Source organism: Geobacillus sp. YF-1 (assembly GCF_052692335.1).
In genome coordinates, this window is record NZ_CP199850.1 from 1,758,933 (window position 1) to 1,773,009 (window position 14,077).

Annotated in this window: 12 protein-coding genes, 1 pseudogene and 1 riboswitch; of the genes and pseudogenes, 2 read left to right on the top strand and 11 right to left on the bottom strand. The window is 55.9% G+C overall.

Features of this window, described 5'->3' with window-relative positions:
* Positions 1-167: 167 nt before the first annotated feature.
* The 7 genes from cobJ to rraA all read right to left on the bottom strand — a co-directional run bounded on the left by cobJ (position 168) and on the right by rraA (position 5,781).
* Positions 168-1,889 (bottom strand): precorrin-3B C(17)-methyltransferase, encoded by a 1,722-nt coding sequence (cobJ, locus tag ACTVIM_RS08860; RefSeq protein ID WP_445612335.1) that lies wholly within the window; start codon positions 1,887-1,889, stop codon positions 168-170.
* Positions 1,879-2,694, bottom strand: a complete 816-nt coding sequence (locus ACTVIM_RS08865; RefSeq protein ID WP_445612336.1) for an energy-coupling factor ABC transporter ATP-binding protein — start codon at positions 2,692-2,694, stop codon at positions 1,879-1,881. Before ACTVIM_RS08865 ends, cobJ begins: the two co-directional genes overlap by 11 nt.
* A gap of 5 nt (positions 2,695-2,699) precedes the next feature.
* Positions 2,700-3,428 carry an energy-coupling factor transporter transmembrane component T family protein gene (locus ACTVIM_RS08870; RefSeq protein WP_445612337.1) on the bottom strand — a complete coding sequence of 243 codons (729 nt, stop codon included), beginning with the start codon at positions 3,426-3,428 and terminating at the stop codon, positions 2,700-2,702.
* Complete coding sequence (locus ACTVIM_RS08875) at positions 3,412-3,705, bottom strand: energy-coupling factor ABC transporter substrate-binding protein (RefSeq protein WP_033020760.1); 294 nt, start codon at positions 3,703-3,705, stop codon at positions 3,412-3,414. The genes ACTVIM_RS08870 and ACTVIM_RS08875 overlap by 17 nt, the downstream gene beginning before the upstream one ends.
* Before the next feature lie 4 nt (positions 3,706-3,709).
* A complete protein-coding gene (locus ACTVIM_RS08880) occupies positions 3,710-4,450 on the bottom strand; it encodes an energy-coupling factor ABC transporter permease (protein WP_445614338.1) in 741 nt (246 codons plus the stop codon).
* Between the two features lie 2 nt (positions 4,451-4,452).
* Positions 4,453-4,857, bottom strand: a complete 405-nt coding sequence (locus ACTVIM_RS08885) for a (2Fe-2S) ferredoxin domain-containing protein (RefSeq protein ID WP_033020759.1) — start codon at positions 4,855-4,857, stop codon at positions 4,453-4,455.
* A 186-nt stretch (positions 4,858-5,043) separates the two neighbouring features.
* Positions 5,044-5,236, bottom strand: a riboswitch (cobalamin riboswitch).
* 59 nt (positions 5,237-5,295) lie between these two features.
* Complete coding sequence (rraA, locus tag ACTVIM_RS08890; protein ID WP_445612338.1) at positions 5,296-5,781, bottom strand: ribonuclease E activity regulator RraA; 486 nt, start codon at positions 5,779-5,781, stop codon at positions 5,296-5,298.
* 171 nt (positions 5,782-5,952) lie between these two features.
* Between rraA and ACTVIM_RS08895 the strand changes: the two are divergent.
* Positions 5,953-6,060, top strand: a pseudogene (locus tag ACTVIM_RS08895) (glycerophosphodiester phosphodiesterase); the annotation flags it as partial.
* A gap of 250 nt (positions 6,061-6,310) precedes the next feature.
* Here the strand turns inward: ACTVIM_RS08895 and ACTVIM_RS08900 are convergent.
* Together ACTVIM_RS08900 and ACTVIM_RS08905 are read right to left on the bottom strand one after the other, a co-directional pair.
* The gene (locus ACTVIM_RS08900; RefSeq protein ID WP_445612339.1) at positions 6,311-8,467 is read right to left on the bottom strand and encodes a DNA topoisomerase III; all 2,157 of its coding nucleotides are present in this window, start codon (positions 8,465-8,467) and stop codon (positions 6,311-6,313) included.
* A gap of 12 nt (positions 8,468-8,479) precedes the next feature.
* The gene (locus tag ACTVIM_RS08905; protein WP_445612340.1) at positions 8,480-9,370 is read right to left on the bottom strand and encodes an aldo/keto reductase; all 891 of its coding nucleotides are present in this window, start codon (positions 9,368-9,370) and stop codon (positions 8,480-8,482) included.
* 87 nt (positions 9,371-9,457) lie between these two features.
* On the opposite strand from ACTVIM_RS08905, the gene pepF reads away from it, so the two are divergent.
* Complete coding sequence (pepF, locus tag ACTVIM_RS08910; RefSeq protein WP_445612341.1) at positions 9,458-11,350, top strand: oligoendopeptidase F; 1,893 nt, start codon at positions 9,458-9,460, stop codon at positions 11,348-11,350.
* A gap of 360 nt (positions 11,351-11,710) precedes the next feature.
* Here pepF and ACTVIM_RS08915 read toward each other — a convergent pair whose 3' ends face one another.
* On the bottom strand, positions 11,711-13,183 hold the full coding sequence (locus tag ACTVIM_RS08915) for a nicotinate phosphoribosyltransferase (protein WP_445612342.1): 1,473 nt from the start codon (positions 13,181-13,183) through the stop codon (positions 11,711-11,713).
* Positions 13,184-13,264: 81 nt separating this feature from the next.
* The gene (locus tag ACTVIM_RS08920) at positions 13,265-13,816 is read right to left on the bottom strand and encodes a cysteine hydrolase family protein (RefSeq protein ID WP_033020830.1); all 552 of its coding nucleotides are present in this window, start codon (positions 13,814-13,816) and stop codon (positions 13,265-13,267) included.
* Positions 13,817-14,077: the final 261 nt, after the last annotated feature.

Sequence of the window (14,077 nt, forward strand, 5' to 3'; positions counted from 1 at the left end):
CTCTCCTTCTTCATGTATTGGCTCGCCTCCTGCCTTCTAGAAGGACGGTGATTTACTCGCGCAACTGCTTTTTGGGATCGTTTCTGCGGTTTTTCACCGACCTTCTAACGCAAGCGGCAACGAAGCCGGCCGCTGTTTCCGCCGCCGTCGGAAACGGCTTGCGGTTGTCAGTCGCCGCAGGCGGCCGTTTCCACAGCAGCGGCGGCCGTTGCTTCTTCGTGACGAAACGGGCCGATTTGCTTGACGCGGGCGAAAAACTTATGAAACCGTTCGTTCGGATGACCGTGTTCTTTATAGTGTTCAATAATATCAGCGATGACGGTGATGATTTCTTCTTTTGGAATGCCCTCGGCGACAAGCTGGCCAGGGTGGGCGTTGCGGCCGACCGTTTTTCCACCCAAAAACAAATCAAATTTCCCTTTCCGATACACAAGCCCGATGTCTTCGCGCACCGCGCCGTAACACGCCATCCCGCAGCCGTTGATGCCGAGCTTCAGCTCTTTCGGCAACGTCATGCCGCCCAATCGCCGCGCCAGTTCCTCGGCGTACGGAATGGCGTCTTTTTTCTCCCCGTCACAAAAATCACATGCCTTCACCGTCAGCACATCACCGATCGGCATGACCATCAGTCCGGCGGCCTCGAGCCGGGCAATCAGTCCATCCGGATCTTCCGTCACCCGTTCGATCTTCATATAATGATCGGGTGTGTAGGTCATTTTTCCATCCGTCCCTACCACTTCCGCGAGCACGATAAGCTGTTCCGGAGTGAACTGTTTATTGGCCACGCCCGGACTGACGGCCGCCTCGAACAGCACCGGGGCTGGGCGCATAGACCGGTGGGTTAAGGCAGCGAGGGCGTCTTCGGCAACTTCTTTCGCCGCCATGGGACGGTCGACAGGCGGTATGGCCGCCCCCGACTCCTTCGCCTGCCGGGCCGCCGCCGGCAGAGCGGCGCTCGAAGCAGAGAGAGGTAGAGACGCGGATGGCACAGAAACACGGGGTCGCTCAGTCTCTGGCTCGCAGGCGGTTTCAAGAGCGGAGCCGCCGTTCAACGGCTTCGTCTGTTCGAGCGCCCACGGCTCCGCTTCTTTGCGCAGCCGCTCATGCGGCTTGAGCGGCTGGACGGCCGCGGTCAAATGATATTTGCGCTGATAGCCGCGCGGCGTGATCATCAGCCCATCGTGAACAAACGTCGTTGAATTGCCGATAATGACCGTCGTCAACATGCCGATTTCATGATCAAGCATATGGGCTAAGTCGGTGAGGACGATCTGCTGGCGTTCGCGGTACGCGCTTTTCACTAGTCCGACTGGCGTCTCGGGCGACCGGTGGCGAAGCAGAATGCGCTGTGCTTCCACAATTTGCCGCGTGCGCCGCCCGCTTTTCGGGTTGTAAAGCGCGATGACAAAATCGGCCGCCGCCGCGGCTTCGAGCCGCTTTTCAATCAGCTCCCACGGCGTCAAATGGTCGCTCAAGCTGATCGTGCACGCATCGTGCATAATCGGCGCCCCAAGCAAAGCGGCGCACGAGTGAATGGCGGAAATGCCCGGAATGACTTCCACTTCAATCGGATCGTCTTTCGTCCAGCCTTTTTCAATCAACACTTCGTAGACAAGTCCGGCCATGCCGTACAGCCCGGCGTCGCCGCTGGAAATGACAGCGACCGTCTTGCCGCGCTCCGCCCATTTCACCGCCGCTTGGGCGCGGCTTACTTCTTCGGTCATGCCGGTGCTGATGATTTCCTTTCCGGCGATCAAATCGCGCACAAGCTCAATGTATGTTTTGTAGCCAATGATGACGTCGCTTTCTTCAATGGCTTCGCGGGCCCGCTTCGTCATATGGTCAACACTGCCGGGTCCGAAGCCGATGATCAACAACTTACCTCCCATGCGTTTCCCCTCCTTGTTCTTCTGGCCATGGCCGCGGCATCGAAACTCCCTTCGGCCCCCACTCCTTCCAGAACCGAACAAACAGCGGCACGTCCAAACGGACCGCGAGCAGCTGGCGGCGATCGGCAAAAACGTCTTCCGGCGGTCCTTGCTTGACAATCCGGCCTTCGTGCATGACAGCGACCCAATCGGCCCATTGCCAGACGAAATCCATGTCATGTGTGGCGATAAGGACGGTCGTTCCCTTTTGATGAATGACATTGATTTGCCGCAAAAACTGTTTCGTTTGATGCTGGTCCAAATACGCCGTCGGTTCATCCAACACAAGCAAGTCCGGCTTTGTCGCCATCGCCGAACAAAGCGTCAGCCACTTTTTCTGTCCAAGGCTGAGCTGGTGGGTCGGGCGATCGAGCCAATCACCGAGTCCGTATTCATCAACAAGCGCCGACAAAGCGGTTCTCATCTGTTCTTCATTGACCCCAGCGTGAGCGAGGCTAATCGCCAATTCATCGCGCACGAGCGGCGCAATCAGCTGATGTTCCGGATTTTGAAAAACGAGGCTGACTTCACGCCGCCAGCGCCGCCAATCGGCCCCGCGCTCATACATGTTGCTCCCTTTCCAATACAGCGCGCCCGACCGGGCCCGCAGCAATCCGTTCAGATGAAGAAACAGCGTCGTTTTGCCGCAGCCGTTTGCGCCGATGAGCGCGCATTTTTTTCCTGCTGGAATTTCCCAATCAACCCCGTTGAGCACATCGCGCGAGGAATCGTAAGCATAGCGCACTTGTTCCATCCGTAGCAGCACCTTTTTCACCCTTTCCACCAAACCATGCCGAGCAGCAGCCCGATTAACGCGGCGCCGGCCGCCATATCAATGGTATGTGGTTTTGTGTCCAACGGCTGATGTCGATAGACAAACGAGTCGATTCCTCCGCGAGCGGTAAGCGCACACCCGAGCGCTTCGTACGATTGCCCGGCCTTCAGCCACAATTGGTACATGAGCATCCCCCCATGCCGCCAATGTGTTCCCCCGTTGCGGGCGCGCAACGCCAGCCACAGCTCAGCCGCCGCCTGCTCAAGCAAAAAGATGAAGCGGTACATCAAAAAACAAAGCTCAATGACCGCCGCCGGAAGACGGCAACGCCGCAGGACGGCAAACCATTCCGGCGCCGGCGTAGTGATCAAAAGGAAAAACAAACAAGACCACGCCGCCAACGAGCGCACGGCCAATTCAGCGGCCGGCCGCAGCTGGCTATAGGAAATAGACAAATGAAAGGGAAGGGAAATAGAAATGATCATGGTCAATAAGCTGACTCCTAAAAAAACTGAAGCGGCGGCCATTGCTTTTCCATACAGCGAAAGCGGTACACCGGCGCGACCGATGATCCAATACGTCATCCCCGCCATAATGAGCAGCTGTTCGCGCCAGCTGCTTATCATCCCAAGCACCAACAAAATCAGCGCCATCGCCAGCTTCCATTCCGCTCGCCACGTTCGCAGCCGATTGTCGTAGGCGAACCGATCAAACTCGCGAATCATGCCCGTTCTTCCGTTCCGACCGCCCTTTATACAGGCCGATCACGTAGCCGATGACACCGGCGCCAAGGGCGGCTTGCAGCGAAAACAGCAGCGTTTCCACTTCGCCGCCCGGCGGGGTGAAAATCGATTCAAACCACGGCCGGTAATGCGGAGCGAGCGTTTGAATCGCCCGTTCCGCCTGGTCATCGGTGCCGCCAAATTCCGAGCCGCGCGCCCACCAAAGCGGAAGAAGGATCAACACCAAGGCGAAAGCGAACAGCCACCGGTTTTTCTTCATCGAATCACGCCCCCTTTTCCCGTTCAAATAGCGGAGAAGCTTGGTATGAAGCGAGCCAGTTCCAGACCATCACCGTCAAAATGCCTTCCGTCACCGCCAGCGGCACTTGAGTGATGGCAAAAATGCCGGCAAATTTTAAAAACGAAGCGAGCACGCCGCCATCCGGCGCTGGAAACGCGACTGCCAATTGAACGGATGTAGTGACATAGGTCGCCAAATCTGACAAACAGGCAGCTAAAAACAGCGCCACCCGATGTGAAACAAGACCGCGCCGGTGCAGCTGATACACACTAAACGCAACCAGCGGCCCAACGACCGCCATCGACAAAGCGTTCGCCCCCAATGTCGTCAATCCGCCATGAGCAAGCAGCAACGCTTGGAACAGAAGAACTAGCGTGCCGATGACAACCATCACCCACGGCCCAAACAACGCGGCCCCGAAGCCGATGCCGGTCGGGTGGGAACTGCTGCCGGTGACGGACGGAATTTTCAGCGCTGACAGCACGAACGTAAACGCCCCAGCCAAGGCCATGAGCAGCTTTTGTTCCGGATGCTCTTTCAGCGTGCGGACGAGACGACGTAAACCCAACAAGAAAAACGGAAGAAACAATCCCCACCAAAACAGCGCCCATTTCGCTGGCAAAAATCCTTCCATAATGTGCATGGCGTACGCGTCTTGTTCATTCGTCAAGAAGAAGTAACTTGTCAATAGCGCCGCGATGACAAGCCAACGACTTGTTCGCATCATTATCGATTCGCCTCCTTCGGTTCATTGGCCGTTTTCCGCTTCCCAACCGGCGCCTCGCTTTCCCCTGCTGGCGCCCATTTGCATCCTGCCTCCTCATCAAACTCATACGTCGCCCATTCGCGAATCGGCGCCCCTTCACAAAGATGAATGCGCACCACCTCCCGCGCTTTTTCCGGCGTCATTTCTCGGTACCAGACGCCCTCCGGATAGACGATCATCACGCATGCATCCTGGCAGCGGCCGTTGCAGCGCGTTCGCGTCGTATGAACAAGATCGTCCAAACCAAGGCGGGCGATCTCTTCGCGCACCGCCAGCGTCACTTCCTCCCCGCCATGACGGAGGCACGTCCCGCCGTTGCAAATGAACAAATGATGCCTCATTCCCCGCAAATCCCACGTCGCCATCGAATCCCCCCTTTTGGCTAGAATGATAGAATTCAGATGCAGACAGACGAGCAGGTTTCAGGCAAAAGAAAAAGCACCTCTACAGCAGAGGTGCAGAAAAATGTATACAAAAAAGTCTTAAACGAACCAAACAGGCCTTATGCAGCCCTCATTCTCCCGCACGTCTGCCTATAGTCCCGTAGGCATCCGTCCGACCCAAACAAGGCAGGTCTCCTGACTTAGGATCATCGCTTGCGGCGCCTTCCCGAAGTTCTCTTCAGTGACTTGTTGCCGCAAGCTCCCCATCACAGTGGCGGGCACCGTGCCGGATTTTCACCGGACTTCCCTTTTCACCCGAGCCGGTTTGACGAGCTCAGGCACCTTGTGGGTTCTTCACCATATCTACACTGTCATGGAACAAGCATCCGTCTCCATCGTAGTACAAGCGGGACGCTGCCGTCAACCGTTTTTTGCCGACAAATCGTCGCGGGCCACGACGATGCCATCCGCATCGGCGTACACGTACGCTCCCGGTTCCCAACGGACACCGCCAAACTCGAGCACAACATCGCGGGCACCTTTTCCCTCTTTTTTGCTTTTCACCGGGCACGTGCCAATGGCCATGACGCCGATCGGCATCGCACCGATTTCTGCGGAATCGCGGATGCAGCCGTGGATGATGACGCCAGCGAGCCCCCTCTCGCAGGCGAGTTGCGCCAATCGGTCGCCGAATAACGCAACGCGGCGCGACCCTTTTCCGTCGACAACCAACACCGTCCCCGCTGGAACGGTCTCGAGCGCTTCGCGGACAAGCACGTTGTCCTCCCACACGTCAACCGTCGCAATCGGTCCGGAAAACATCTGTTTTCCGCCATATGATTGGAACGGCACCTCGCATACTTGCAGCTCGTCTAAAAATTGATCGCATAAATCGGCTGTTTTCATTGTCGCTCTCCCCTTTCCCTTTTTTGCATTCGCCGCCATTCGCCAAAGTCCTGCCGACTACGCTTTTTTGCGGCGCTGTTTATATTTGAAAAAAGCGGATGTGGAGTTTTGCTAAACTAGACGTTGAACGTATTGGCTCGTCCTCGCTGTCCGGCGAACGAAAAAATGGCCCCGCACGATCTGGCGCGCCTATGCGCCATGGGCGTAGACGGGATCTTTACCGACTATCCCGACCGCCCGGCTCGCATCGCCGCTTGCCGCCGGCCGCCCGACTATTGACTAGCCTTCAGAGAGAAGGCCGGAATTTTAGTTTACATAATATTATTATTGTTTAAAAACAAAATCGTTTCCATCTGATCCGATTCGGTGTATCCTTTATGAAAAAGGAGGCCGCCGCGCCAAGCGAGCCGAAGCGGCTGATGGAACGGATTCAAGAGCCGCAAACGGGGGAACCGGCAAAAAAGGACAGGACGCCATTGGTCCGCCCTTGCGCCAAGCGCCCCGCCCCCTATTTCCTCTGTTGCCTTCATTACCGCTTCGGAAACTGAAACGACAATTTCTTCTCGTTTTCATCCCACACAAGGACAGCGTCAAACGTTTTTCCGCCTTTTTTGAATCCTTTAATGACATTGGTTTTTCCTTTTGCCAGCAGCTTTTTCACATTGGCCGCCGAAATCGATTTGCCGAGAATGCGTTTGGCGATCGTAAACGAGCATTTTGTTTTCGCGTACTGGTCGCAGCCGTACAACGTTCCTTTGTCGATGACGGTCCCTCCGCAAAGCGGGCACGGCCCGAGCTTCTCACCGATCGTTTTTTTCGTTCTCGTCCGCTGGATCGAGGCGGTGTCGACCCCGTTGAAATTCCAAGCTGGGGCGGCGGCGATGGCGTCAGCGACCACTTTTTGCGCCAGCTTTTTCACCTGTTCCATAAACGCGGCGGGCGAGGCCGCTCCTTCGCCGATTTCGCTTAGGCGCTGCTCCCATTTCGCTGTCATTTCCGGCGAGGCGAGAATCGTGCCGCCGAGCGCCTCGATCAATACTTTCGCCTTGTCCGTCGGATAAACGAGGTTATTTTTTACTTCAATGTATTTTCGTTCCTTCAGCATCGTAATGATCGCCGCCCTTGTCGCTTCCGTGCCGAGCCCTTCCGTTTTGGCGAGCACTTTTTCCAGCTCCTCGTCGTCCAAAAATGTTCCCGCCGTTTTCATCAAGGTGATGAGTTCGCCTTCCGTATACCGTTTCGGCGGCTCGGTTTTCCCTTCTTTCACCTTGACAGCGGCCGCCTCCCCCGCTTCGCCCCGCTCGAGCGGCGGCAACACCGCGTCTTTCTCCTCCTCATGCGGACGGATGACGGTGCGCCACCCCTCGTCAACGACTTGCCTTCCTTTGGAAACGAAGCGAGCCCGACCGTCAACCAACGTCGTGACGGTCGTATAATCCATGACCGCCGCTTGGTGGTGGGCGGCGATCAAGCGGCGCACGACTAAATCGTACACTTTCCGCTCGTCGGCCGACAGCTTCTCCGGGTCAACGACCTGTTCCGTCGGAATGATCGCGTAGTGGTCGGTCACTTTTTTCTCGTTTACATAACGTTTATTCTGTAAAATCGACGGCCGCGGCAGCGGAAAATACGAAGCGTACGCCGGAAACGACGACAGCTTTTGCAAGATGGCCGGGAACGTTTCCGCCTCTCCCCTAGTCACATGCATCGAATCCGAACGCGGGTACGAAACGATTCCTTTTTGGTAGAGCGATTGCAGCACATCGAGCGTTTTTTTCGGCGAGAAGCGGTACAGCTTGTTCGCTGTCGCCTGCAGCGTCGATAAGTTGAACAACAGCGGCGGCTGATACGTTTTCCGCTCGGTGCGGACGTCGGCGACTTCCGCTCGTTTTCCTTGGCAAAAGGCCGCGATTTGTTTCGCCATCTCCTCGTCCTTGAGGCGCGTTTGACCGTTTTCATCCGTCCATTTTCCTTCATAGCGCTTATCGCCGATGACAAACGAAGCGACGACTTCCCAAAACGGCTCCGAGCGGAACTGCTCAATTTCCCGCTCGCGCCGGACAATAAGAGCCAAGGTCGGCGTCTGCACGCGCCCGACGGAGAACACATCGTTCATCCCGCGCTCTTTCAGCAACAGGCTGTACACGCGCGAAGCGTTCATGCCGACGAGCCAATCCGCGCAGGCGCGGGCGTACGCTTCTTCATAGAGCGGACGCGTCGTCTGCTCATCGAGCAGGCGGCGAAATCCTTCGGCAATGGCCTTTGGGGTCAACGATGACAGCCAAAGCCGCTTGATCGGTTTGTGGACGCCGCTCAGGCGGATCACGTTACGTACAATGAGCTCCCCTTCGCGCCCGGCGTCTCCTGCATGGATGATTTCCGTCACTTCCGGCTTCCGCAGCAACTCCTTAATCACTTGAAACTGTTTCGCCTTCGCTTTTTCGATCTCATACTCGAACCGTTCCGGGACGATCGGCAACGTGTTGAGCGTCCACCGTTTCCACTCCGGGCGGTACCGCTCGGGCGGGGCGAGCTGGAACAAATGCCCGATCGCCCATGTCATATACGCCCCATCCGGAAACAAGTCATTCGGCAAAATTTCGATATAGCCTTGCCGTTTTTTCGTCTGAAAAATCGAGGCGAGCGTCGCCCCTTGGTCCGGTTTTTCCGCAATAATGACTTTCATCGGCTTCTCCCCTTATGGCACCTCATGCCCCATGGAACTTTGCCAAATGGCGAACCATTGCTCGCGGGAAAGCGGCAAAGACAGCGCCCGCACCGCCCGCTCGATGCGTTCTCGTTTTCCGGAGCCGACAATCGGCATCATCCGCGCTGGATGAACGAGAAGCCACGCATACAGCACTTCATCGATCGTCGCAGCGCCCGCTTCGCCCCGCACTTGTTCAAGCGTCCCGCGCAGACGCACCGCCCGGTCATCGTCAGCGGAAAAAATCGCTCCACCGGCAAGCGGCGACCACACCATCGGCGGAACCCGCTTTTCCAGACAAAGATCCACTGTGCCGTCTGCAAAATTTTCGAGCCGGTACGCCGATGCTTCGATTTGGTTGGTGACGAGAGGAAACGGCAAATACGACTGCAACATTTCCCACTGCGAACGTTTAAAGTTCGAGACGCCAAAATAACGCACCTTTCCATCCTGTTTCAGCCGCAAAAACGCCTCGGCCACCTCTTCGGGGTTCATGAATGGATCGGGGCGGTGGATCAGCAGCACATCGATATAATCGGTGCGGAAATTCCGCAGCGACTGCTCGACCGAAGCGATGATATGATCTTTGCTTGTATCGTACGACTTCATTCCGTACTTTGATGGCCGCTTAATGCCGCATTTCGTCACGATCTCCATTTGGCCGCGCCAGCTTGGCTTTAACGCCAACGCCTCGCCAAAGCGCGATTCGCACGTGTAGTTGCCGTAAATATCAGCATGGTCAAACGTGGTAATGCCGCGCTCAAGGCAAAATTCGATGAGCCCGAGCAGCTGCTCGGCCGAATAGCCCCAGTCGGCAAGCCGCGAACAGCCGTGAATCAGGCGAGAAAAAGTCAAATCGTCTGCTAAACGGATTCGTTCCATGGATCGTCTCCCTTTCTTTTTTTGGCTAAAATCGTTCTGCTTGCGCATACTACCAACAAGAGGAAAACAGGCAAAGGACGTGATCATATGAAGCGCTGGCTCCTTGGGCTCGCCGCCGGGCTTCTTTTGACCTCCCCATGGCCGACATCGGCCGCCGAAACCGCATACGAATGGAATGTAGCTGACATTTACCCATCCGAGCACGAGTGGATGCGCGACTATCAGGCGGTGCAAAACGCCTTGCCGAAACTGGCGGCGTTTGCAGGGAAGCTTGACGATGCCAAGACGATCGCCCAACTGTTCGCCCTCAACGAACAAACGGCCCGCAAGCTCGAAAAACTGTCGCTTTACGCCCATTTAAAACGCGACTTGAACATCGAAGACAAGACGGCCGCGCGGCTCGGGGCAAAAGTGGAAGCGCTCGCCGCCCACTATGCGGCAAAGACTGCATTTATCGAACCGGAGCTGCTCGCCCTTCCGGAGCGGACGCTCAAGAAGCTGCAAAACAGCGAACCGCTGAAGGCGTACCGCTATTACTTCCATGAGTTGCGCGAACAAAAACCGCATACGCTCACGAAACGCGAAGAACAGCTGCTCGCGAAACTATCGCCGGCGCTCGGGGAAGCGGAGAACATTTATGACCACGCCGCCCGCGGCGATTATGAGCCGCCGTCTGTCAAGATGCCGAACGGAAAAACGGTGACATTGACCGATGACCAATACGCCGCCATGCTTGAACACTCGGACCGCCGCTATCGAAAAGCAGCGTTTGAAGCGAAAGCCAAAAGCTATGAAGCCATGGAACAAACTGCCGCCGCGACGCTGTATGCTTCGGTCAAAGCGGATGAATTGTATGCGAACGTGCGCCGCTATCCGTCCGGCCTCGCCGCCGCCCTCGCCGCCGATGACGTACCGAAGGAAGTGTTTGATCACTTGATCGCCGCCACCCGCCGCCACTTGCCGGCGCTTCACCGCTATGTCGAACTGCGGCGGCGCGCGCTCGGGCTGGACCGCGTCCATAGCTATGACTTGTACGTACCGCTTGTCAGTGAACCCATGAAGCCGATTCCGGTTGAAACGGCGAAGACGCTCATCATGGAAGGGCTCAAGCCGCTCGGTGCCGACTATATTCGCCGCGTGCACCGCGCGTTTCAAGAACGATGGTTGGACGTCTACCCGCGCCCGAAAAAATATACGGGCGGCTATAACACCGGAGCGTATGACACCCATCCGTTCATCTTGCTCAATTACAACGGTTCGCTTGACAGCGTGTTGACGATGGCCCACGAACTTGGGCACGCCATGCATTCCGTGTATACGAACGAGACGCAGCCGTACCATTATTCCGGCCATTCGATTTTCACCGCGGAAGTGGCATCAACGGCGAACGAATGGCTCCTGCTCGATTATTTGTACAAACAGGCGAAAACAAAAGAAGAAAAACTCCGCCTGCTCATCGAACAAATCGAGCAAATTCGCGGCACATTGTACACGCAAGTGATGTATTCCGAATTTGAGCGAACGATTCACGACAAGGTGCGCCAAGGCGGCAGTCTCACGGCGGACGAATTGAACGATCTTTGGCTTGGCCTGCTCAAAACGTATTACGGCCCGGCGTACGCTGCCGATCCCGGCGCCGCGCGCGGCTGGCTGCGCATCCCGCATTTTTACGACGCCTTTTATGTATACAAATATGCCACTTCGCTCGCGGCCTCGCACGCCATTGTGCGCGCTATCAAAACCGATCAAAGCGGCGAAGCGGTAAAGCGGTACAAACAATTTTTGCGCGCCGGCGCATCCGATGACCCGATCCGTCTGCTTAAGCGGGCCGGAGTGGATATGACAAGCCCCGAACCGATCGAGCGCGTCTTGCGCCATTTCGCCTTCCTCGTTGACGAACTCGATCGGCAGCTGTCAAGCCAAAACCGGCAACCGTCCACACTGCAAGAGACTAACTTAAAAGGGCGGCTGTCTTCATAAGTCTCAAGCAAAACGTTCTATACGTACGATGTCGCGATGGAAGAGGGTGTCCCGTGCCGATTCGGGACACCCTGCTTTCGTCGTGGCTGTTCAGCTCGTCATTGACCAATCCGTTTCTCATCCCGTGCCGATTCCGCAAACCTTGCTTTCGTCGTGGCGGCCGTCCCGCTGTTTTCCGGACGGCAAGCCCATGGCGCAACTTCCGCCATCCGCGGCAAACAAAAAGGAGGCGGTGCGTCATCCGCCGCTCCACCAGCCGAGAACGAGGTACAGCGAGACGCCTGGTGGGTTCACCATCCCATCGCCGCCTGTCGCGCGAGCGCCGATCCGCCTCTCAGCTTGTCCGCGTCCAGCGGCCGGCTACTCGTTCATCGACATGCGCGCGATCGTTTCTTTCACTTTGCGGATGTTTTCCATCTTATTGTCCCAGCACGCCTGGCTTAAATCGACCGGATATTGCTCGGGATTGAGCGTCCGTTTGTACTCCTCCCAAAACAAGCGCAAGCTTTCTTTCGCATACGCCTGAATGTCGGCAAGCGGCGGCGACGTATAGACAAGTCTGCCATGGTCGAAAACGGTCACATGCAAATCGCGCGCTTCGAAATTGGTGACGAATTTGCTGATGAATGTATACACTGGATGAAACATTTTCAATCGTTCTTCTTGCTGCGGGTTTTCGCTCTCTAAAGCGATGTAGTCGCCTTCCGCTTTCTGGTTGATTTTGTTGACGATGCGGTACACCCGCTTCAACCCCGGGGTCGTCACTTTTTCCGGATTGCCGCTGATTTTGATCGTATCGACCATTTCCCCTTGTTCGTTTTCGATCGCCACCATTTTGTACACGGCGCCGAGCGCTGGCTGATCGTACGCGGTAATGAGCTTTGTGCCGATCCCCCAGACATCGATTTTCGCCCCTTGCGACTTCAAGTTTAAAATCGTATCTTCGTCCAAATCGTTTGAGGCAAAAATTTTCGCGTTCGGGAATCCGGCTTCATCGAGCATTTTCCGCGCTTCCTTCGACAAATAGGCCAAGTCGCCGCTGTCGATGCGGATGCCGATAAAGTTGATTCGGTCGCCCAACTCCTTAGCGACGCGAATGGCGTTGGGCACTCCCGATTTCAACGTATCATACGTATCGACAAGAAAAACGCAATCTTTATGGCGGCGGGCATACTTCAAAAAGGCGGTGTATTCATCGTGATACGCTTGAATCATCGAATGGGCGTGCGTTCCGGCGACCGGAATACCAAACAGCTTGCCAGCGCGCACGTTCGATGTCGCCTCTATCCCGCCGATGTACGCCGCGCGCGCGCCCCAAAGCGCGGCGTCCATCTCCTGCGCCCGCCGGCTGCCGAACTCCAAAGCCGGTTCGTCCCCGAGAATATGCTTAATGCGCGACGCTTTCGTGGCGATGAGCGTCTGAAAATTGATGATGTTTAAAATGGCCGTTTCAATGAGCTGCGCCTCGGCGAGCGGCGCCTCAATGCGCATGATCGGTTCGTTGGCAAACACCACTTCCCCTTCGCGCATCGAACGGACCGTGCCGGTGAAGCGAAGCGTCCGCAAATAATCCAAAAAATCGTCGCGGTAGCCAAGTTCTTGCCGCAAATAGTCGATGTCGCTGGCCGAGAAGCGGAACTGTTGCAAAAACTGGATGACGCGCTCCAACCCAGCGAACACCGCATAGCCGTTGCCAAACGGCAGCTTGCGGAAAAACACCTCAAACACGGCGCGGCGCTCATGCATCCCGTCTTCCCAGTACGTTTCGACCATATTGATTTGATATAAGTCCGTATGAAGCATCAAACTGTCATCGGCATATTTTCCGTTCATGAATGCAGAACCTCCAACGTACAAATGACTGCGCCGCAGCAAAAGAGAACGTTCATCGTCTATTCTATCACGTTTTCGCCATTATTCCACTATTTCCGCGCCCAACGTATGGCGAAAATGGCGAAGCGCCCACTCGTGTCCCGCCGGGTCAAAACTCGCGACCGCCCGCCGGTGAACGACGATGCGAAACCCTTTGTTGTAGGCATCGACGGCCGTATGGAGAACGCAAATATCGGTGCAGCAGCCGACCAAATGCACTTCCGTAATGCCTCTCTCGCGCAATTTGATCTCCAAATCGGTTCCGGCGAATGCGCTGTAGCGCGTTTTGTCGATCCAGTACACATGGTCTTTATGCTTGTTCGCCTCATAGACGGCTTCAAGCTCTCCGTACAGCTTTCGGCCTTCTGTCCCTTCAATGTTGTGCGGCGGAAACAGCTTCGATTCGGGATGGTAACGATCCCCTGCCGTATGTTGATCAATGGCAAACACGACAAAGTCGCCATGATCTATAAACTGTTTCGTCACGCGCACCAGTTCGGCCTCGATTGCCTGCCCCGGTTTGCCGCATGTCAGCGCGCCGTCATCGGCGATAAAATCGACCGTATAGTCGATGATGATCAGTGCTCTCTCCATCAACATACCTCCCGTGTATTTGTCGATCAGATTGTACATTGGCACTGCTATACTTTTACTCTACTCGAACATGCAAAATTTGGGCAAGCAGAAGCCATCAACGAGCGAGTCCATCGAGCCTTCCCTTATGGCTTTTTTTGTCCGAATCATTTTTGCAGCGATTTTCTAGGAGGCTGGTGAAAAACGGTTGTTTCTGTTGAGCAATGGGAGATCGTTTGAAAGGAGATCCTGATGTGACAAGGTTTTTCTATTGGAGAAACG